Here is a 19,486-nt window from a genome sequence, read left to right as displayed (position 1 = left end):
TCCAGTTTACGCCGACGCCCCCACAAAACCTACTTCGAAGTTCCGGTCCTTTCCCGGGTTCGCGCTACGCTCTTGCCCACCTGCTTCAGCAGAGCGTCGCGCCATGGTTGTGCGCCCTGTGCGAGTGCCACGCTCCCCATGAGGGAAGAAGCCAGCCTGAGAAGTTGTGTTCGCATAACCCGCTTCCTGCCAAAGGCGGCGAGCGCTTCCTCCGTGGGCAGTTCATTCAGCAGGCCCCCCAGGGTCACAGCGTCGATGAGCGCTTCGCAGGCGCCCCTGCCCAGGTTGGGGGTCATTGCGTGAGCGGCATCCCCTACCAGCACGACGTTCCTACGTGCGTAGCGGCCGAGGGCCGGGGTGGTCCAGATGCGTTGCGCAAGCGATGTTTCGGGGCTGGCCAGGGCGAGGAGTTCCTTCACTGCGGGTGCGTGGTTGGCATAGCGGTCCCGGGTCACTTCAAGCGCCTCTGCGACGTCCACCTTGTCCGGGCCCAGGTCTGAGCGGAAGGAGGCGTACCAGTTGGTTCCACCTCCGGCAGGTGCCAGGCCGAAAATCTGACCGCGCCCCCAGTATTCACCTACGTCTTGAGGGGATGGGATTCCTGGAACGACGCCCCTGACTGCAAGGAACGGCGTTGGCCTGGCCGTACTTCGCCGGCCCCAAAAGTCCCGCCGAACAATGCTGTTGACTCCGTCGGCACCCACGGTCAACCCGGAATGGCCCGGCAGGCGATCCACTCTCTGCACTACCCGGCGCACGGTAGCTGGTACGGCCGTGTCCAGCAGTCTCAGCAGTTCGGGGCGGGACACTCCTACCAGCCCTTCACCTTCCATGGACAGCAGGGCCTCTCCCGAGGGACGGCGAAGTGCGCCGGCTTTGATAATGGCTCCGCGACTCCGCACGGCCCCGAGTATCCCCAACTCAGCCAACGCCTGCTGGGCTTCCGGCCACATGGCCAAGGCAGTTCCAACGGACGGGAGTTCGGTCCGCTGCTCATACACGGTGACGTCGAACCGGCCGGGGTCGAGTCGTCCTGCGAGCGCCAACCCGGCGATTCCTCCACCAATGATGTCCACTTTTTCCATGGCCACACTGTACTACTACATTTGTAGTAGTGATAGGGGTTGAAGCTAGACTTTCGCCATGCCGGACCGCCGAACAGAACTTGCCGACGCCGCCCTTGCCGTGGTTGCTGCCAAAGGCCTCAAGGGACTCACCCACCGGGCCGTAGACGCCCACGCGGGCGTCGCCGTCGGAACCACCTCGAACTATTTCCGCAACCGGGCAGCACTGATGGGGGCCGCCGTCGACCGCGTTGAAGAACGGGACCGCCTCCTGCTCCAGCGCGGTGGAACGGAAATCCCGACGTCGGTAGCCGCCTTGGCGGAGCAGATCGCCGGAGCGGTCATGGGACTCGCGCATGAGAACGCCGAACTGACCCGAGCCAGGTTCGCCTTTGCCCTCGACCAGCCCGATGTTGTGGCAGCCGGGCATGAGCGGCTGGTATCGGCGTTGGCGCAACTGCTTGAAGCCATGGGCATAACTGAAGCAAGAGCCCGGGCCGAAGCAGTGTCCGACTACGGCGACGGCCTGGCCATGCACCTGCTGACCGCCCGCAAAGGCCAGGACATTGACGGCGCCACCGTAGCCAGAAGCCTCCGGCGCCTCCTGGAGGGATAAGGGTGAGGATGACACCCAAGGGGTGGACGGCAGCCGGTCCACAGAGCAGGATTGTGGAATGAGCACCAATGACGCACTCCTGAAGCAGGTCAACATCTCCGCCGAAGACGACAACCTCGTGGCACGGTTCGAAATCGATGGCAACATACCAGGCTCCGGCGCTTACGTCGTGGGCCTTGTTGCTGCAAGCGAGGACTATTCCTCACAGCGCAGGCTCGGCATCGAGTTCATGAACGGCGAGGCGATCTCGTTCTATTCCTTCAACCACTCCCTCAGTGCCGAGGAAAACTACGACATCAAGGGCGTGGAGCACTCCGGCAACGTCATCACGGGGAACTTCCCGATGTCTGCCATCCACGGGCTCAGCAAAGGCCACGTCATGACAGGCTTCAGCGAAGCCGACGGCCGGGAATTCCAATCCGGCGTGCCGGTTACCGAAGCCCTCTGACTCCTAGAAGAGACCTTCCACCGGTTCAATAAGTTCCGGCGAGTTGTTACGGACATTTCCGACGGCGGCCCCTACCGCGTCCAGCGTCCAACCGGCCGCCGCGTCGTGTGCCCTGGAACGGACCATGTCCACCAAGCCTTGGGCGTCCTTCTCCCTAGGATCCAACCACGCTTCCATCGTCTCAGTGCTCATGGGCAACGGAACCCGGTCATGGAGTGACGTAAGTTCGTCAAACACTGAGGCACTGCGCCTTGTTCGCGCCTCATCTGCTGTTGGGGTGTCGGCAGTCAGAATGGACATGGACAGCAACCAACGGCCCGGATCATCAGGGGATGCTGACTGGTCCCGCCACCACTCGTACAAGCCCGCGAAGACCAAACCCTGGCCGTCCCCCGGGTGCACATAGTACGGTTGCTTGTTCTTGCCCTCGCCCTTCTTCCATTCGTAGTAGCCATCCGCCGGAACCGCACAACGCCTGGCCACAGCGGCTTTCTTGAAGGACGGCTTCTCCAGCAACGTTTCACTGCGCGCGTTGATGAGCCTGGCACCACCTTTGGGGTCCTTGGCCCATGAGGGCACCAAACCCCACTTGGCTACGTGGAGCTGGCGTTTCACGTCCTCATCGATGAGCCTCTCCAACACGATGGGAACGGCATCCGTCGGGGCCACATTCCACGATTTTTCAAGGGCAATCTCGTTCTCAAGCTCAGCGTCGAAATCGGCGAGCAGGTCTCCCACCGCACGGGCCATCACATAACGTCCACACATGGCAACAGTCTGCCCTCTCCTCCAAGAACGCACCAGCGCACCATGTGACGTAACCCGGCTTCGCGGCCGAACGGGAATTATTCCGACGCGGGTTACCGTTGATAGCAACGAACCATCCCGCGCAAACGACCAACACTGAGGAGAGCTCTGTGGACTTCACTCCCGACTCCGGCACCATCACCATGTTCTCGACCACCTGGTGCGGCTACTGCAACCGCCTTAAGAAGCAGCTGGACGCCAAGGGCATCGGCTACACCGAGATCAACATCGAAGAAGTGGATGGGACCGCCGAACTCGTCGAGCAGCTCAACGGAGGCAACCGCACCGTCCCCACCGTGCTCTTCCCTGACGGAACTGCGGCCACCAACCCCTCAGCCGCCGAGGTCGAGAACCGCTTGGCCGCATAGCCTCCCACACTGCCGCTGTTGGGCCCGCACGGAACAATCCACGCACTGTCTGCCACCTGTGATAGACAGAATGGGAATCCGTAGCGGGCCCTGCTTCATTAAGGGGCCTGCTGTCCTAGAGCCCGAAGGGAACATCTCCATGGTCCACGCAGTCAAAGGTGTCGTCGTCCGCTCCAAAGGCGCACCCGCAACCCTAGAAACCATCCTGGTTCCCGAACCCGGACCCGGCGAAGCCCTGGTGGACATTCTCACCAGCGGCGTATGCCACACCGACCTCCACTACAAACTCGGCGGAATCAGCGACGACTTCCCGTTCCTGCTCGGCCACGAAGCCACCGGCGTCGTCAGCGCAGTCGGCCCTGACGTTACCGACGTCGCCCCCGGCGACCGCGTCGTCCTCAACTGGCGCGCAGTGTGCGGCAACTGTCGCGCCTGCAACCGCGGCCAAGCCCAGTACTGCTTCAACACCCACAACGCCACCCAAAAAATGACGCTCGAAGACGGCACGGAACTGTCACCTGCCCTTGGAATCGGCGCGTTCATCGAAAAGACCCTGGTGGCCGCGGGGCAATGCACCAAGGTAGACCCCGACGCCGATGCCGCCGCCGTCGGACTGCTCGGCTGCGGCGTCATGGCAGGTTTGGGAGCCGCGCTCAACACCGGCGGGGTCAAACGAGGAGACTCTGTTGCCGTCATCGGCTGTGGCGGCGTGGGCGTAGCAGCCATCGCCGGTGCCGCGCTCGCCGGCGCCACCACCATCATCGCCGTCGACATCGACTCAAAGAAGCTCGAGCGCGCCAAAGAACTCGGCGCGACACACACCGTGGATTCATCCGCTGGCGACCCCGTCGAAGAAATCCGGGCCCTGACAGGCGGCTTCGGCGCAGACGTGGTGATTGACGCCGTCGGACGTCCCGAAACATACAAGCAGGCCTTCTACGCCCGCGACCTCGCAGGAACCGTTGTCCTGGTGGGCGTGCCCACCCCGGAGATGACCCTGGAACTGCCACTGCTGGACGTCTTCGGCCGCGGGGGTTCCCTCAAGTCCTCCTGGTACGGCGACTGCCTGCCCTCCCGTGACTTCCCCATGCTGGTGGACCTCTACAAACAGGGCAAGCTGGACCTGGACGCGTTCGTGACGGAGCGCATCACCATCAACCAGGTAGAAGAAGCCTTCGACAAAATGCACCAGGGCGCCGTCCTGCGATCGGTGGTAGAGCTGTGAGCACCGGCAACATCACCATCGACCGCGTCGTCACCTCAGGGACATTCTCCCTCGACGGCGGAACCTGGGACGTGGACAACAACGTCTGGATCATCGGCGACGACTCCGAATGCATCGTCATCGACCCCGCCCACAACCCCGAAGCCATTCGCGAGGCAGTTGCCGGCCGTACGGTCAAAGCCATCTTGCTAACCCACGGCCATGACGACCACATCAGTTCCGCGGGCGCGTTTTGCGAGCTCGTCAAAGCTCCCATCCATCTGCACCAGGACGACTGGATGCTGTGGCGGGCAGTGTTCCCCGAAATCGACCCCGATGTGGCAATCGTTGACGGAGACGAGTTCACCGTTGCCGACGCAACACTGAAAGCGATCCACACTCCCGGTCACTCACCAGGGTCCGTCTCATTCCACTTGCCCAGCAAAGAAACACTGTTCAGCGGGGACACGCTCTTCCAGGGCGGACCCGGCGCGACGGGCCGCTCGTACAGCGACTTCCCCACCATCATCGAGTCCATCAGGACCAAGCTCCTCCCACTGCCTGAGGAAACCGTGGTCCTCACCGGACACGGTGATTCAACCACCATCAGCGCAGAGAAGCCGCATCTGGATGAATGGATTGCACGGGGCCACTAAGTACCCATCGCAGCCAGGTCCGCGGCATCACCCGCGATGGCCGGCTGCCGTTTCGTACACCGGGGCGGCAGCCGGCTCAAGCCGGATCATGACAGACTTCGAGGCCGGAGTGTTGCTCTCCTCGGCCGTAGAATCCAACGGCACAAGGACGTTCGCCTCCGGGTAGTACGCAGCGGCGCAGCCCCGTGCACTGGGATAGGAGACCAAACGCAACTGGGGCAAGACACGGTCCACACCGTCGTCGGCCTCGCTGTGAACGTCCACGTAACCGCCGTCCTCGAAACCCAACTCGGCCAGGTCCGATGGATTCACCAGGAGGACCATGCGGCCTTTCTTTATGCCCCGGTAGCGATCATTCAAGGTGTACGTGGTGGTGTTGAACTGATCATGTGACCGGATCGTCTGGAGAAGCAGGCGGCCCCGCGGAATCACAATGGTTTCAAGCTCGTTGACGGAGAACATGGCCTTGCCCGTTGCTGTGGGGAATGTCCTGCTGTCCCTTGGCCCGTGAGGCAAGACGAAGCCATCCTCCTCGCGGATGCGGGCATTGAAATCCTCAAACCCCGGCACGACGCGGGATATGTGATCCCGGATGGCGTCATAGTTGCGTCCCAGCCCGGCCCAGTCAACCGGCACTTTATCGCCCAGGACAGCTTGGGCCATGCGGCTGACGATGGCCACTTCGGACAAGACGTTCGGGGCTATGGGTTCCAGCGGACCCATTGAGCGATGCACCGCACAAACGGTGTCCTCCACGGTGACAAACTGCTTTACGCCGCCCTGTCTGTCGATCTCCGTCCGCCCCAACGTTGGCAGGATCAGGGCCTGCTCACCAACCACCACATGAGACCGGTTCAGTTTCGTTGAGATTTGGACTGATAATCGGGTTTTCCTTAATGCCGCTTCAGCCACCGTGGTGTCTGAAATCGCGTGCACCAAGTTGCCGCCCAACGCGATCAGGACTTTGATCCCGCCATCCCGCATGCCCTTGATGCTGTCCACAGCGTCGACGCCAGGATTCCGTGGCGGATCAAATCCGAACTCCCGCTGGATTGCCTCCAGGAACCGTGGCGGCATCTTCTCCCAAATGCCCATGGTCCGGTCACCTTGAACGTTGCTGTGTCCACGGATGGGGCACGGCCCTGCACCGGGTTTGCCGATGTTGCCGCGCAACAGAAGCAGGTTGATGATCTCCTTGATGGTGGGGACAGCTTTCTTATGCTGCGTGATGCCCATGGCCCACGTGATGATGACTTTTTCAGCGCGGAGGTACCTGGCGGCCAAATCATCGATGTCCGCGCTGGTGAGCCCTGTCGCGGTAAGGACATCGCGTTCGTTCAGCGTGGCCAGATGGGCCGCGAACCCGACGAAGCCTTGGCAATGCTCATCAATGAACGTGCGGTCCAGCACTGTTCCGGGGGCAGCCCTCTCGGCGTCCAGGACACGCTTGGACAGAGCCTGCAACAGTGCCATGTCCCCGGCAAGGCGGATCTGCAGGTACTGGTCCGCCAGGTCGGTGCCTTTGCCCACCAAACCACGGGGACGTTGTGGGTTCCGAAAATTAATCAGCCCGGCTTCAGGCAAGGGATTCACGGCCACGATCCCGGCGCCTGCTTCCTTCGCTTCCTCCAGGGCTGTGAGCATCCGGGGATGGCACGTTCCCGGGTTCTGACCCATGATGATGATCAGGTCAGCCTGGGCAAAGTCCGCATAGGTGATGGCTGACTTTCCGACTCCGACGGTCGCTCCCATGGCGACACCCGTGGATTCGTGGCACATGTTGGAACAGTCGGGAAGGTTATTGGTTCCGTACGCCCGCACGAAAAGTTGATAAAGGAACGCGGCCTCGTTGCTTGTTCTTCCGCTCGTATAGAACGTCGCGTGGTCCGGGTTCTCAAGACCGTTCAGCTCGCGGGCCACTACTTCGAATGCCCGGTCCCAACTGACAGGAACATAATGATCGGACCCTGCAGCCTTAAAGACCGGCTCCACCAACCTGCCTTGCTGACCAAGCCAATACTCAGACTTGGACTCCAAGGCACTCAAGGTGTTTTCGGCCCAGAACTGCGTGGGAATTTTGAGTGGTTCAGCTTCCCAGCCGATGGCCTTGGCACCGTTCTCGCAAAATTCAGCCGCTTTACGTTCCGGCGGGTCAGGCCAGGCGCAACTCATGCAATCGAAACCGTCTTTTTGATTGACGGCCCGCAGTGTCTTCCATGCCCGGGAGGGGCCCATGTCAGCCATGGCATGCGGGAGTGTTTCGCTCAGACTTGGCAATCCCGCGGCGGATCTCTTGGGCGCGCTGACGCTGATGTCTACGTCAGAGTCCTCAATAGGGCGCTTTCTCCGGCTCATTGTTCTACCGCGATCCGCGTGCTCGGGATACCTGTCTACCTCAGACTAAACCCGGGCACCTACACGCTCAACGGAGCTGTGGCGACTAGCCCAGCAGAGTCCGGAAGTCGCCGTCGACGATGTCTGCGTAGCCACGGTAAGCCTCAATCACGGCATCCTCCACAGTAGTGACATCCAAATGCGGCAGCAGGTCATTCGCGGCACCGGCAGTCGCGGTGTCCCACTCGAGACCGAGCGCGGCATAACTCGCCGTCAGGACGTCGCGGATGGGCTTGGAGTCCTCCACCACGATCACTGAGCTGAAAAGCCACCCTCCGGAGACCACACGCTGGGCCGTGCCGATGAGCTTTATGCTGTGGGCAGGGAAATCGGGGTCTTCGCCGTGGACACTGAACTCCCCCGGGCAGTACTCCCCTGGAATTTCGCCTACTGCGGCGTGGACGCCGACGCTGCGAAGCGCGCCGGCCAGGAGCTCACCAAATTCCGCGAAACGGGCTTTGGCGCGTACTATCGCGTCCGGGTGCGGCTCAATATGATCGATCACCAAGGTTCCTTGGTGATATGCCGCGGCGCGGCCCCCGGCCTTCCGGATGAGTGGCTCGAAACCGAGCTCCCGGCACGCTTCCTCGGCTGCGTAAAAACCAGGCAAATTCGCGTCGCGTTGACCGAAAGCAACCGTAGGCTGGGGACGGTACAGGCGCAGACACGGGCCGAGATTTCCGTTGCGGGCACGCTGGAGAAGCTCCAAAGCGAAATCAAGGTCTCCCGCCGCGCCCATGGTTTCTTTCTGGCGGTAAACCGTTAGCCGGCGCGGCCCTGCTTCCGAGTCGCTCATCAACTCTTCCTCAACGTCAGGATCTGTTCAGCCCGGCCGAAGGGTCCGTGGACATCATGAAGCACGGTGGATGTCAGGCCTATGCCGTCGGCTCCGAAGGAGACCTTATTGTCCAGCCCCAACCATTCACCCGACGGAGCGCGATACATGTGGATCTGAAGATCGACGTTAGGAAAAATGTAGCTGTTTTCACCCGGGGGAACGCGGGCCGCTATGCCGTTCGCGGTATCCACCAAGCCCATCAGGCGGGCAAGCTCAGTGCTGTCGTCCTGGTCGGTCAGCGGGTGGGACGTCCGTATCCACACCTTCCCTGATCCGGGGCGGTGTCCCTCCGCGAGTCGCATCTCCAAGGAGCGAATGTAACCCCCGGGCCACACACTTGCGCCATCCCACGGCTTGCATTCGTCCGGGGCCGGCATGGGCTCGTCTTCCACTGCGGATACGGCGCTGGTGTCACTGGTGACCATGCGCCAGGCGGCAGCACGGATGGCCACACGGCCTCCCGCTGAAAGCTCTGCCTGGATAAGTTCAATGGTTCGTCCCGGCCTGAGTGTCGAGGTGGTGACCTGGAAATCCCCGCCGGGAATCAGCCCGAGGATTTCGTAGCTGATCCGCGCCAGGCGGACATCGTTCCGTGGTTCATGGCGGACCAGAGCATCGGCGATGATGCCCGAGGCTGGAGCCATGTGTTGTTCGTGGGGATTCCACGCGCCTTGGGCGTGGATGGTGGACCGGTAGCGGCCCTCGCCCAGGGATTCGTAGTAAAAATCGCCGTCTGCCAGTTCCGGTAATGCAGTAGTCAACCCAGGCCTTTCGCCGATCCAGCTGTAGAACTCAGACCACTGTATCCGCTGATTTGGCCTTCGCCCGACGCCGTTGGAACACGACAACCCAGACAACGACGGCCACCAGGGCCGCGACTCCCACCGCAGCCCCGATCGGTGATGCCGCTGCTACCGCCAACCACGCCTCCAGAGCAGCCAGACCAATGGTGGCGTAGAGCAATGCCCAGATGACAGAACCCGCCACCGCCGCGGGCAAGTAACGTCGGAGCGGCATGCGGGCAGCGCCGGCCGCAAGGTTGATGGCCGTTTGGAGGCCAATGGTCAGGAAGGCGAGAACGACGGCGTACGGTCCCCAGCGCTGAATCAAGGCCTGGGCCCGGGCTGCTTTGGGTCGTTCCAAAGAACCACCGAAGCGGGTGTGCGCGAATCCGGCAACGGCTCCCCGCCCGATCCAGTAGGTGACATTGACGCGGATCATGACAATCGCGAAGAGCGCCGCGAGTGCGACGCCGAAAGGCAAACTCATGATCTGATCCACTCGACTTAGGCTACCCTAAGCATCACGCCGGTGAAGACTCGGTCTCCTCGACGGCCATGGCGAACCCCGAGCCAGTGGAAACCCTAGGATAAGTCCATGGACCTCCGCGACGCCGCCCAGGAGCTGTACGCCGTAACACCTCGTGATTTCACGGCAGAACGAGCCGCGCAGGTCCGCAAAGCGAAGGATGCCGGCCACAAAGACCTGGCCAAAGAGATCGGCAGCCTGCCCAAGCCGGCCGCCGGTGCATGGGCCATCAACATGCTGGCCGTTCACAAGCCCGAGGTGATTGACGGCGTCGTACGCTTTGGCGTTTCGCTTCGGACCGCCCAAGAGCAGGGCGACGCGGCGGCGTTCCGTGAACTCGGGCAGCAACGCCAAGGCCAACTGACAACCGCCGTGAATGCAGCCAAGGACCTCGCTTCCGAAATGGGAGCTCCAATCAGTGCAGCCGCGGCGGCCGACGTTGAGCAGACACTCAGGGCAGCCATGGCCGACGCCGGGGCCGCTGCCGCCGTAGGAACGGGCAGGCTGGTGCGGGGGCTCAGTGGCAGCGGCTTCGAGGCAGTGGACCTTACAGCTGCCATCGCTGCGGCAGGTCCTGACGACGAGGCGGGCCCCGAAGAAACGGCGAACTCAAGCGAAAAGGCCGCCCAACCAACGCCTGGGAGGACCACAAAGAAGGCGACCTCTGCAACGGCCCGGGAATCGTCCCCGCCGAAAACGAAGACACCCAAGGATGAAGCCACGTCCCTGGCGGACCGACGCGCAGCCAAGCAACAGGCCGCACTGAAAGAGGCCCGCAGCGAATTCGAGTCAGCCGAGCAAGCGGCCAAGGAAGCAGACGAAGCAGCGTCCAAAGCGTGGGGCGCCGTCAAAGAACTGGCCGAACGCCGAACAAACCTCACATCAGAGATCGAGGAAGCAAAGAAGCATCTGGCCGCCCTTGAAGCCGAACTCATCGGTATTACCCGTGACGTGGAGTCCGCCGAATCGGCCAAGAAGCTCGCGGTCAGGGCAGCCACACAGGAGCGCCGCGCCGCGGACCAAGCCCAAAGGCGCGTCGATCGGCTCAGCTAATCCTTCTTCTTGACCGGCGACTTTTGCAGGTGATGCGTCGCGGGTCCCTCAAGGTAGTTTCCCTCCGGCGTGAAACGCGAACCGTGCAAGGGACAGTCCCACGACTTTTCGGCGTCGTTCCAGCTCACAATTCCACCCAGGTGCGCGCAGCTCGCCGAAACCATGCAGACGTTGCCGTCCACAGTGGACACTGCCGCTGGTTCACCCTTATACAGCCCCACCACGCCGGCTCCTTCTGCGGGACGGGTCTGATCTGTGATTTCAGGGTTTGCCTTGATTCTCGCCCTGTCCTCGACCATCCGTTTGGTGGCACCCGCGTTGAGGCGAACAGCCTGGAGCGCGCCCAAGGGAGAAGTAACCCGGTGATGAATGACGCTCGCCCAGTCGGACTGGCCGCCCAGGATATCCGAGGTGACGGACAGGGCGGCCGCCACGCCGTTGCTCATCCCCCACTTGTTGTAGCCCGTGCCGAAGAAGATCCGTCCGTGGCCGCGGGGAAGCTTGCCGAAGAACGGCATCAGGTTGGTGGCCTGGTAGTCCTGCGCTGACCACGTGTGGGTGACCTCTGCTCCGGGGTAATGCTGGGTTGCCCATCCGAGCAGGTCATCGAGGTGCGACTTCGGCGAGGTTGCGCGGCCGGCCGTATGCCCGTAACCGCCCACCAAGAGCAGCTCGCCGTCCGTGGTGGGATGGGTCCGCTGGGAGCGGGTAGGCGCGTCAATGGACAGGTACATGCCTTGCGGAATGCTGCCCGGAACGCGCAGGGCCGCCGCATACGAACGGTTGGGTTCCAACTTGGCGAAGTACAGCCCACGGTCCAAAATCGGTGTTCCCGTGGCAAGCACTACGGTGTCTGCCGTGAACGTGCCTTTGCGGGTGGAGACCTCCAAGGGCTGCTCAGAGCCCACATTCTGAACCTGCACCCCCTCCACAATCAGCCCGCCGTGTTCCCGGATATCGCTGGCCAGGGTCTCAAGGACATCCATGGGGTGGATCTGCGCTTGGTCTTCCAGCTCCAGCGCCTCCACTACCGGGAACGGCAATCCGGGATCACGGCTGAAATGGACATCCAAACCCGCGTCCCGCGAAACTGCGGCCTCTTTCCGGAGCCGCTGGCCGCCGTCGTCGGTGGTTGCGAAGGTGACCGCGGTCCTGCGCTGAAAGGGGACGCCTTGCTGCTCCATATACTGCGTGAGCCAGGCTTGTCCCGTCTTGTTGGCTTCCACGTAGGCCTGCACCACCTTAAGGGGATACTGGCCGCGCAAGGCCGAAAGCGCTCCACCTTGGAGGAGGCTGAGCTTCCCGGTGGTGTTGCCGGTGGTCACCGCACCGAGAGTCCGTGCTTCAAAGACCACCACGCGCTGCCCGGACCGGGACAAGAGCAACGCTGCCACCATTCCGGTGAGGCCGGCGCCCACCACAATCGTGTCAAAGTGCTTCTCATCGGGGATTGCGTCGGGCGTGAAATGAGATGTGCGGTCCAACCATAGCGACTTCATCGAACAATCTGCCTCTCAATTCACTGGCATGTGTTGAGGGAAACGCTAGGCGGGTCGCTGGTGCTTATCAAGGGGTATCGGTGCTTGTCGCCAGCGCCGCTGCATACCGAAGTTCGGGGTCAGAATCGTCAGCCCAGCGCTCCAGGACGCGTTCAGCGCGTTCCTTCGCGAGCCCCGCCAGTTGCGCCATGAGCGGGCGAACGACATCTTTGGCGAGCGGGTCTACCAGCTCCCGGGTGCCGGCCTGCCTCATGAAGCCTTCAATACGGGTGAGGTCAGTGTTAAGCAGGACGCTTACTTTGCTCTGCAGCAGAACCACCGCCGCAAGCCGCCGTTCAAAGATCGGCTCGGCCCACAGCTCCGAGCTCAAGGCAGTAACGTCGTCGTGGTCCAGATTCTTGTACCGCTTCAGTGCGTCCCGCACCGTTCCCCGCACGGCCCCCACCGATGCCCCATACACCTTCAGGCTCCCGCCCAGGCGCTCACTGGCCTCCGCAGCTTTCTCCCACGTGGATTCCATCTGCAAGGTGTGGTCCACGAATTCACCGGCTTCACTCACCCGTCTATTTTGTCAGTGACTCCCCCTAGCGTGATGACAACAGCAACCGACAGGAGCAACATGCCGTCCCAAGAGCTCGCCACCGAGGCCTCATTTCCTGGCGTCCCCGCTGCTTCGTCCATGCCCGACTGGTATCCCACCTTGCTCAACACGGTGGCTCAGGAGGTCCGCGTCGGCAGGACCCGGGCGCTGGCAGCCGCAAACAGCGAGCTGTTGAATTCCTACTGGAGCATCGGCCGGCAGCTCGCCGACCGTGAATCCGAGCAAGGTTGGGGCGCCAAAGTAGTCACCCGATTGTCCGCCGACATCCGGACACGGTTCCCGGAAGCGAAGGGTTTCTCCCCCAGAAACCTGAGGTACATGAAGAGCTTCGCCCAAGCATGGCCGGACTTCCCCATGTTGCAAGCGCCGCTTGCAACATTGCCTTGGTACCACCAGATCGCACTGCTGGAAAAGCTCGACGACGCCGCCACGCGACTTTGGTACGCCGCGGCGGCTGCCCAGCACGGATGGTCGCGCAACGTGCTGACGCACCAGATTTCAACGCGCTTGCACGAGCGATCAGGGCAGGCCATCACCAACTTTGCCTCCACAATGGTCGCTGCGGATTCGGACCTCGCGCAGCAGGCAACCAAGGACCCCTACGTCTTTGACTTTCTTTCCATGAGTGATCGGCACACAGAACGGGACCTGGAGTTGCAGCTGGTGAAGCATGTGGAGAAATTCCTGTTGGAGCTGGGCCAAGGTTTCGCCTTTGTTGGTGAGCAAGTGCGGTTGGAGATTGCGGGGGACGAGTTCTTCGCGGACCTGCTCTTCTACCACCTGAAATTGCGCTGCTACATGGTGATTGAGCTCAAGGCCGTCAAGTTCGAGCCTGGATTCCTCGGGCAACTTGGCATGTACATGGCCGCCGTGGACGACCTCATGGCCCACCCTGACGACAAACCCACCATCGGCCTGCTGTTGTGCAAGGAGAAGAACAGCGTGGTAGCGGAGTATGCACTGCGCGGGTTTAACGCTCCCGTGGGCATCGCGGAGTGGAAAACTTCCCTTGCCGACTCCTTGCCCGATGAGCTGGTGGCGAGCCTGCCGAGTATCGAGACCTTGGAAGCGGAGTTGGCAACTGAGGCTGCGCGGCTACAGGGCTAGGGGGGTTTAGACGTTGTCCTTGAACCACGTCAGGGTGTCGTTCCACGCTGCTGTTGCCTGGGCCTCCACGTAGCGCTCACCTGTGTCGTTGTGGAACGCGTGGTCCACGCCCGGGTACACCTTGAGCTGGTGCTTGACCGTTGAAGCGTCCAATGCTTCCTGAAGTTGGGGCATCGCTCCGGTGATGCGTGCGTCGTTTTCGGCATACACACCAAATACTGCCGGCTTGATTCCGGACACCTTGGCCAAGTCCGGTGCGGGACCGTAAAAGGCCGAGGTTGCTTTGAGTCCCGGGATTTCCGTGGAAGCCTGCCATGTGATCCCACCGCCGAAGCAGAAGCCAACCATCGCGATCCGGCCTTCTTCGACGAATTCCTGGCCGTTGAGGTACTCGAAGGCGGCTTTGAAATCGTCCACGTGCCTTTGGGCGCCTGCCTGCGTAAGAGCGCCAGGGACAGCGTCCGGATCCATATTCGTTGTGCCGCCTTCCCTGCTCAGCAGATCCAGTGCCAGCGCCACGTACCCTTCCTTGGCGAAGCGACGGGCGACGTCCTGGATGTGCGGTGTGAGCCCTCGGTTTTCGTGGCAGACCAGGGCTCCGGGGCCCCTCTGGCTTTCCTCAGGCCGGGCAAGGTAACCGCTGATTTCCGTCCCCCCGGAGTCGAACTTCACTGTGGCAGTAACCAGACCCGCCGCGCCTTCTGGAACGGACAAAGGACTCTTGGCATTGGGAACCGCCGTGGTGGCCGTCCCCGGAGATGCTGCAGCAGAAGTGGTCGAGGGTATGGGCATCGGATCGGTGGTCCGTGGCACTTCGTCAGGAGTACAGCCCACCAAAGTCATGGCTGCCGCAGCCGCGGTCATACTGCCCATGATGAACGCCACCCGTCTGGTGAATGTCTTGTGCGACATATCCCCCGACCGGTAGTCATCGTAGAACTCTTCGATCAAGTACTTTTCGAACTTACCCAGCTGAGTCACGGTCAACCTCCCGAAGATGGCACTTATGCTCCCCTCAAATGAAGACGCGGACAAGGGTGAGACGGTTCAGAGCCACGAGCCCCCCCGGTTGAAACCGCCTAACGAAGAGTTGGCGCTTGTCACGGAGATGCCCCGTCACGAAAATCCCCTATATGAGCTGTGTTTAACTTCCCCACGTCCCGGCATCTGCTGTTCATGCAACGGCCACCATTTAGTAGCCCGAAAGTATCGAAACAAACCACGCCGGGAACGGAATAGGGCTTGATGAGACGTCCTGTTGACAGAGGATCGTGCAGCAGATCGATTGCGGAACCGTTCCTGGAGCCGGTTTTCACCTCATAAGGCGCATCTTAAGGCTGCGATTATGACGTCTTCGGTCCCGTCCATTGCACCGCATGACCGAGCACTTTCAGAGCCCTTCCAACCCGCGCCCGATCGGCCTTAGTCGTGGACGCATATTCTCAGCAGCTAACCGTATGAAATGGTGAATCCTAATTGCAAAGTCCTGCTTCTAATATTTTCACTGATTGTCATGCAATTGACTGATCGGAGCCTACGCTTCTCAGTAATTGGATTGAGATCTCGCCTCACACCGCAACCAGAAATTAATTGGATGGCACCACTGCATGGCATCCGTAAGCGCTGAGCCAATGATGACCCGCGCAGGCACGGTGACCATCTCCCCGCATAGGCCGCTTGATGCGCGCCTGGAACCTGCCACACGGAGGGTTTCCCCAACCGAATACAGCAGCAGATGACATCCGCTAATGCACAAACATGTCGATAACACAGAATCGGTCTTTTCCGTGTCATTTTCTGGAAATCCGTAATTGGAAGATGCAACGCGAGCGGAGTGCCTGTGGAACTACGCGCCCTTAGCTCATTTGCACTAAACAACTAGTTCCGGCTCTATGACCCGCGCGCAAGGCAGCGGACTGGAGGCGCTCACGAACCGCGGATGACTCGATCCGATAGCCACAATGCTCCGGTTTGCAGGGTGCGAATCCATCGGGTACGTTGTGGTTACTTTGTCGAATGGGGACGACATTTGTTGCCCCGCAGACCTGTTTCAAGGCACACAGTGGGGGCTATGCGTGACCAGTAACGTCATTAAAATCAGAGACCTTAACAAGAGATACGGCTCGTTACATGCCGTTCAGGATTTGTCGCTGGAAGTAGAGCGCGCATCAATTTTTGCTTTCCTGGGAACCAACGGCGCCGGCAAATCCACAACCATCGGTTGCATCACCACCACTCTCGGATTCGACAGCGGAAGCATTCAGGTCGCTGGTCTCACGGTCGGTAAGAACGACGACGAGATCCGACGGAAAATTGGCGTCGTTTTCCAGCAGTCGCTGCTCGATCCGACGCTCTCGGTCCGGCAAAACCTCGACATCCGAGCAGGTTTCTATGGGCTCTCGAGGTCCGAACGAACTCAGCGCATCGGTGAACTCGCCAGCCTCATCGGCCTCGAATCATTCCTTGAGAAGCCCTACTACGGGCGCCTATCCGGCGGCCAGAAGCGCCGGGCTGACATCGCCCGGGCTCTCATCCACCGGCCTGAGATCCTTTTCCTTGACGAGCCGACAGCCGGCTTGGACCCGCAGAGCCGGGAGCAAGTCTGGCAGACCATTCACAAGCTTCGCGACGACGACGGTCTGACCGTTTTCCTCACGACCCACTACATGGAAGAAACCGAGGTGGCGGACCAGGTCTCCATCATCGACTCCGGAAAGCTGGTCGCCCAGGGCACACCGTCGCAGTTGCGTGAACAACACAGCAACAGCATCCTGACCGTCACCACGGATGACCACGCATTCCTCACGGAGTACTGCAAGACCGCCGATCTGAACTGGACACTCGATAACGATGTCTATCGAGTTGAAGTAGACAACTCGAAGCAGGCCCGGCACCTGCTCAATGTGGGCGCAGAACGAGTCCACGACTTCGAGTTCCGCCACGGACGCATGGATGACGTATTCCTTGCCCTGACATCCAAGAGGAGCGAACCGTGAACAGCGTCATGATTCTCAGTGGCCGTAACCTGATGATCTTCTTCCGCGACAGAGCCGGCGTATTCTTCTCCCTGCTCTCCGCGCTGATTCTCATCGCCCTTTACGCCCTGTTCCTCGGCAACCTGCAAGTAGACAACCTGCAGGCAAAATTCCCTGATGCAAGCAGCGCGGAAATCAACGCATTCGTCAATGCGTGGGTCTTTGCGGGCATCACTATGATTACCACGCTCACCACCGGGCTGGCCGCCCTCAACGTCTTCGTTGACGATGCGTCAACGGGCCGTTTCCGAGACTTCCTCGTCTCCCCCATCAGGCGGACGAACATGATCCTCGGATACTTGATCGCCAGCTTCGTCATCTCCGTGATCATGACGGCGATAGTGATCCTCGTGGGTCAGCTGTACATCCTCTTCCGCGGTGAACCGTTGATGACCTGGGCCCAGCTCGGACAGTGCGCCGCCGTGGTCCTGGTGTCGTCTGCTGCGTTTGCGGCGCTGTCCAGCTTCGTGGTCACCTTCATCAAGTCCAGCACCGCCTTCTCAGCTTTGAGCACGATCGTGGGAACCATTATCGGATTCCTTGCCGGCGCTTACATCCCGGCCGGAACCCTGCCTTCCGGGGTGGTTAATGTTCTGAACTCACTCCCCTTCGCGCAATCAGCCATGTTGATCAGGCAGCCGTACACATCGCAGGCACTTGAAGCGCTGACAGACAACCAGGACCAGGCCGTTGACGCAGTCCAGACTTTTTACGGCATCACAGCTTCGGTCGGGGATCTCGCCGTGACGAACACGCTGGCGATCTCTGTTCTGCTTGGAATGGTTGCCGTCTTCATCGCTCTGGGTTCCTGGCGAATCGGTCGGCGCATACGGTGACCGGCAACGAGGACCCGTGGGGAGGCCTCGAGTCCACCGTCGCAATGTTTCCGGGCCAAGGCAGCCAGCGCCCGGGAATGGGCAGGACCCTGACAAGGAACTACGCGGAGGCCGACGAAGTCTTTGATGAATGCTCCGATGCGCTCGGTCTGGATGTCCGGGAGCTCGCCTGGGATTCGTCACCGGAGCAACTGGGGAAGACCGAGAACACCCAAGTGGCGCTCGTCGCAGCCAGCATCGCCGCTTGGAGGGTGTGGACCCAAGTGGGCGGCAACCTGGCCCACGCCGTAGCCGGACACAGCATCGGGGCGCTCTCAGCGGCCATTGCCGGTGGATACATACCATTGGCGGACGGCATCAAACTGGCCAGGCGGCGTGGTCATTTGATGGCTTCGGCACCGGGGCAGGGTTCGATGTTGGCAGTCGCTGTCCGTGGAGAAGACCAACGACATGGGCTCATCACCTCCGCGGCTACGTTCGGTCTGGACGTAGCCGCAGTCAACGGCGAACGTCAGGTAGTTCTCTCCGGTCCCGTCGATGACATTGAGGACGCCCGGAAACACTTCGGCGCCAAATCAAGCCAGCTCAACGTCAGCCACGCTTTCCACTCCCGCCTGATGGAACCGGTGATGGCCGAATGGCAGGAACTACTGAGCCGCGCGCCCTTCCGTGCTGGAGACATACCCATGCTGGGCTGCACCTCACCCGGCCGGCTGGACACCGCCATGGAAGTCTCCAACGAACTCTACTTCGGCATCAGGCAAACGGTCCGGTGGGACCAGGTCCTTGAAGCTGCGGACAGCTTCGGGACCTGGGTTTACCTGGGCACAGCCAAGTCACTTTCCCGTCTCAGACGGAACCAAACTCAAACAGTTCAGATCGTGGAGGACACGTATGTTGGACGTCGAACATAGCCCCATCACATTGGTGGTGGGCGCATCCCGAGGCATCGGCAAAGCCTGTGCCCTGGAACTTGCCGCATCCGGTCACGACATCGTGATCTTTTACCGGCAAGACGACGAGGGCGCTGCAAGAACAGTTGAAGCCATACAGGAATTGGGACGTAAGGCCCTGGCCGTCCGTGTCGACGTTTCGGTCGAAGCCGACGTCCGGGCGGCCTTCCGTGCGGTTCTCAAGGACTTCGGACGCATCCGCTCCGTTGTTTACAGTTCCGGGATCACCGCCGACGGTCTCCTGGCAACGATGTCATTGAACAACTGGGACCGCGTCATCAGCACAAACCTGACCGGCGCATTCCTTGTCTGCCGTGAGAGCGTCAAGGCGTTGAGGAAAACAGGCGGCTCAATCGTGCTGATCAGCTCCACGTCGGGTATCAGCGGACAGCCCGGTCAAGCCAACTACAGCGCCACCAAAGGCGGAATCAACGCCCTGACCCAATCCATGGCCAAGGAAATGGCTTCCTTCGGCATCAGGGTCAACGCTGTGGCACCCGGATTCACGAATACCGACATGCTCAAACAGATGGATGCCAAAGCACGCCGCGAATACACGCAGCACATCCCGCTGCAACGAATCGGCGAACCCCACGAGATCGCTGCGGCAGTGGCATTTCTCATAGGACACCAAAGCTCGTACATCACCGGCCAGGTCCTCGCAGTCGACGGCGGCCTGACCTCCTGAAGGAGAACTCC

The 19,486-nt window shown here is 61.1% G+C and carries 20 protein-coding genes; 11 read left to right on the top strand and 9 right to left on the bottom strand.

The window, feature by feature from the left end; genetic code table 11:
- Positions 1-29 precede the first annotated feature (29 nt).
- Positions 30-1,091, bottom strand: a complete 1,062-nt coding sequence (locus J3A64_RS05175; protein ID WP_210063752.1) for an FAD-dependent monooxygenase — start codon at positions 1,089-1,091, stop codon at positions 30-32.
- A gap of 52 nt (positions 1,092-1,143) precedes the next feature.
- Here J3A64_RS05175 and J3A64_RS05170 point away from each other — a divergent pair, with 52 nt between their 5' ends.
- Positions 1,144-1,680, top strand: coding sequence for a TetR/AcrR family transcriptional regulator (locus tag J3A64_RS05170; protein ID WP_014921998.1), 537 nt, complete (start codon positions 1,144-1,146; stop codon positions 1,678-1,680).
- A gap of 58 nt (positions 1,681-1,738) precedes the next feature.
- Complete coding sequence (locus tag J3A64_RS05165) at positions 1,739-2,128, top strand: hypothetical protein (RefSeq protein ID WP_014921999.1); 390 nt, start codon at positions 1,739-1,741, stop codon at positions 2,126-2,128.
- A gap of 3 nt (positions 2,129-2,131) precedes the next feature.
- Here J3A64_RS05165 and J3A64_RS05160 read toward each other — a convergent pair whose 3' ends face one another.
- On the bottom strand, positions 2,132-2,896 hold the full coding sequence (locus J3A64_RS05160) for an SOS response-associated peptidase (RefSeq protein ID WP_187329879.1): 765 nt from the start codon (positions 2,894-2,896) through the stop codon (positions 2,132-2,134).
- Between the two features lie 149 nt (positions 2,897-3,045).
- On the opposite strand from J3A64_RS05160, the gene J3A64_RS05155 reads away from it, so the two are divergent.
- The 3 genes from J3A64_RS05155 (at position 3,046) to J3A64_RS05145 (ending at position 5,163) form a co-directional block, all read left to right on the top strand.
- A complete protein-coding gene (locus J3A64_RS05155; protein ID WP_014922000.1) occupies positions 3,046-3,303 on the top strand; it encodes a mycoredoxin in 258 nt (85 codons plus the stop codon).
- 139 nt (positions 3,304-3,442) lie between these two features.
- On the top strand, positions 3,443-4,528 hold the full coding sequence (locus J3A64_RS05150; protein WP_210063751.1) for an S-(hydroxymethyl)mycothiol dehydrogenase: 1,086 nt from the start codon (positions 3,443-3,445) through the stop codon (positions 4,526-4,528).
- Positions 4,525-5,163 carry an MBL fold metallo-hydrolase gene (locus tag J3A64_RS05145; RefSeq protein WP_210063750.1) on the top strand — a complete coding sequence of 213 codons (639 nt, stop codon included), beginning with the start codon at positions 4,525-4,527 and terminating at the stop codon, positions 5,161-5,163. The genes J3A64_RS05150 and J3A64_RS05145 overlap by 4 nt, the downstream gene beginning before the upstream one ends.
- Positions 5,164-5,190: 27 nt before the next feature.
- On the opposite strand, the gene J3A64_RS05140 is transcribed toward J3A64_RS05145, so the two are convergent.
- The 4 genes from J3A64_RS05140 to J3A64_RS05125 form a co-directional block, all read right to left on the bottom strand.
- Positions 5,191-7,518, bottom strand: coding sequence for an FdhF/YdeP family oxidoreductase (locus tag J3A64_RS05140; protein WP_014922001.1), 2,328 nt, complete (start codon positions 7,516-7,518; stop codon positions 5,191-5,193).
- A gap of 85 nt (positions 7,519-7,603) precedes the next feature.
- Positions 7,604-8,353 (bottom strand): lipoate--protein ligase family protein, encoded by a 750-nt coding sequence (locus J3A64_RS05135; protein WP_210063749.1) that lies wholly within the window; start codon positions 8,351-8,353, stop codon positions 7,604-7,606.
- Complete coding sequence (locus J3A64_RS05130; protein ID WP_014922003.1) at positions 8,353-9,156, bottom strand: thioesterase family protein; 804 nt, start codon at positions 9,154-9,156, stop codon at positions 8,353-8,355. The genes J3A64_RS05135 and J3A64_RS05130 overlap by 1 nt, the downstream gene beginning before the upstream one ends.
- Before the next feature lie 31 nt (positions 9,157-9,187).
- On the bottom strand, positions 9,188-9,676 hold the full coding sequence (locus J3A64_RS05125) for a DedA family protein (protein ID WP_011775003.1): 489 nt from the start codon (positions 9,674-9,676) through the stop codon (positions 9,188-9,190).
- A gap of 96 nt (positions 9,677-9,772) precedes the next feature.
- Between J3A64_RS05125 and J3A64_RS05120 the strand changes: the two genes are divergently transcribed.
- Positions 9,773-10,756, top strand: a complete 984-nt coding sequence (locus J3A64_RS05120) for a hypothetical protein (RefSeq protein ID WP_210063748.1) — start codon at positions 9,773-9,775, stop codon at positions 10,754-10,756.
- Here J3A64_RS05120 and J3A64_RS05115 read toward each other — a convergent pair.
- Both J3A64_RS05115 and J3A64_RS05110 read right to left on the bottom strand, forming a co-directional pair.
- Positions 10,753-12,255: an FAD-dependent oxidoreductase gene (locus J3A64_RS05115; RefSeq protein ID WP_210063747.1), complete on the bottom strand. Its 1,503-nt coding sequence runs from the start codon at positions 12,253-12,255 to the stop codon at positions 10,753-10,755. The genes J3A64_RS05120 and J3A64_RS05115 overlap by 4 nt on opposite strands.
- Before the next feature lie 67 nt (positions 12,256-12,322).
- The gene (locus tag J3A64_RS05110) at positions 12,323-12,814 is read right to left on the bottom strand and encodes a DNA alkylation repair protein (protein WP_210063746.1); all 492 of its coding nucleotides are present in this window, start codon (positions 12,812-12,814) and stop codon (positions 12,323-12,325) included.
- 60 nt (positions 12,815-12,874) lie between these two features.
- Between J3A64_RS05110 and J3A64_RS05105 the strand changes: the two genes are divergently transcribed.
- A complete protein-coding gene (locus tag J3A64_RS05105; RefSeq protein WP_210066063.1) occupies positions 12,875-13,963 on the top strand; it encodes a YhcG family protein in 1,089 nt (362 codons plus the stop codon).
- A 6-nt stretch (positions 13,964-13,969) separates the two neighbouring features.
- Here the strand turns inward: J3A64_RS05105 and J3A64_RS05100 are convergent, their stop codons facing one another.
- Positions 13,970-14,944: a dienelactone hydrolase family protein gene (locus J3A64_RS05100; protein WP_043470344.1), complete on the bottom strand. Its 975-nt coding sequence runs from the start codon at positions 14,942-14,944 to the stop codon at positions 13,970-13,972.
- A gap of 1,163 nt (positions 14,945-16,107) precedes the next feature.
- Here J3A64_RS05100 and J3A64_RS05095 point away from each other — a divergent pair.
- The 4 genes from J3A64_RS05095 to fabG are packed head-to-tail and all read left to right on the top strand — an operon-like array spanning position 16,108 to position 19,475.
- Positions 16,108-16,959 (top strand): ABC transporter ATP-binding protein, encoded by an 852-nt coding sequence (locus J3A64_RS05095; RefSeq protein WP_238324311.1) that lies wholly within the window; start codon positions 16,108-16,110, stop codon positions 16,957-16,959.
- A complete protein-coding gene (locus J3A64_RS05090) occupies positions 16,956-17,834 on the top strand; it encodes an ABC transporter permease (protein WP_011775010.1) in 879 nt (292 codons plus the stop codon). Before J3A64_RS05095 ends, J3A64_RS05090 begins: the two co-directional genes overlap by 4 nt.
- Complete coding sequence (locus J3A64_RS05085; protein ID WP_210063745.1) at positions 17,831-18,748, top strand: ACP S-malonyltransferase; 918 nt, start codon at positions 17,831-17,833, stop codon at positions 18,746-18,748. Before J3A64_RS05090 ends, J3A64_RS05085 begins: the two co-directional genes overlap by 4 nt.
- Positions 18,729-19,475, top strand: coding sequence for a 3-oxoacyl-ACP reductase FabG (fabG, locus tag J3A64_RS05080; protein ID WP_014922011.1), 747 nt, complete (start codon positions 18,729-18,731; stop codon positions 19,473-19,475). Before J3A64_RS05085 ends, fabG begins: the two co-directional genes overlap by 20 nt.
- The last annotated feature ends 11 nt before the right edge of the window (positions 19,476-19,486 follow it).

The organism is Pseudarthrobacter sp. PvP004, from assembly GCF_017876035.1.
Classification (GTDB): domain Bacteria; phylum Actinomycetota; class Actinomycetes; order Actinomycetales; family Micrococcaceae; genus Arthrobacter; species Arthrobacter aurescens_A.
Note: the sequence above shows the minus strand (reverse complement) of the source record. Positions and strands in the feature narration are given on the sequence as shown.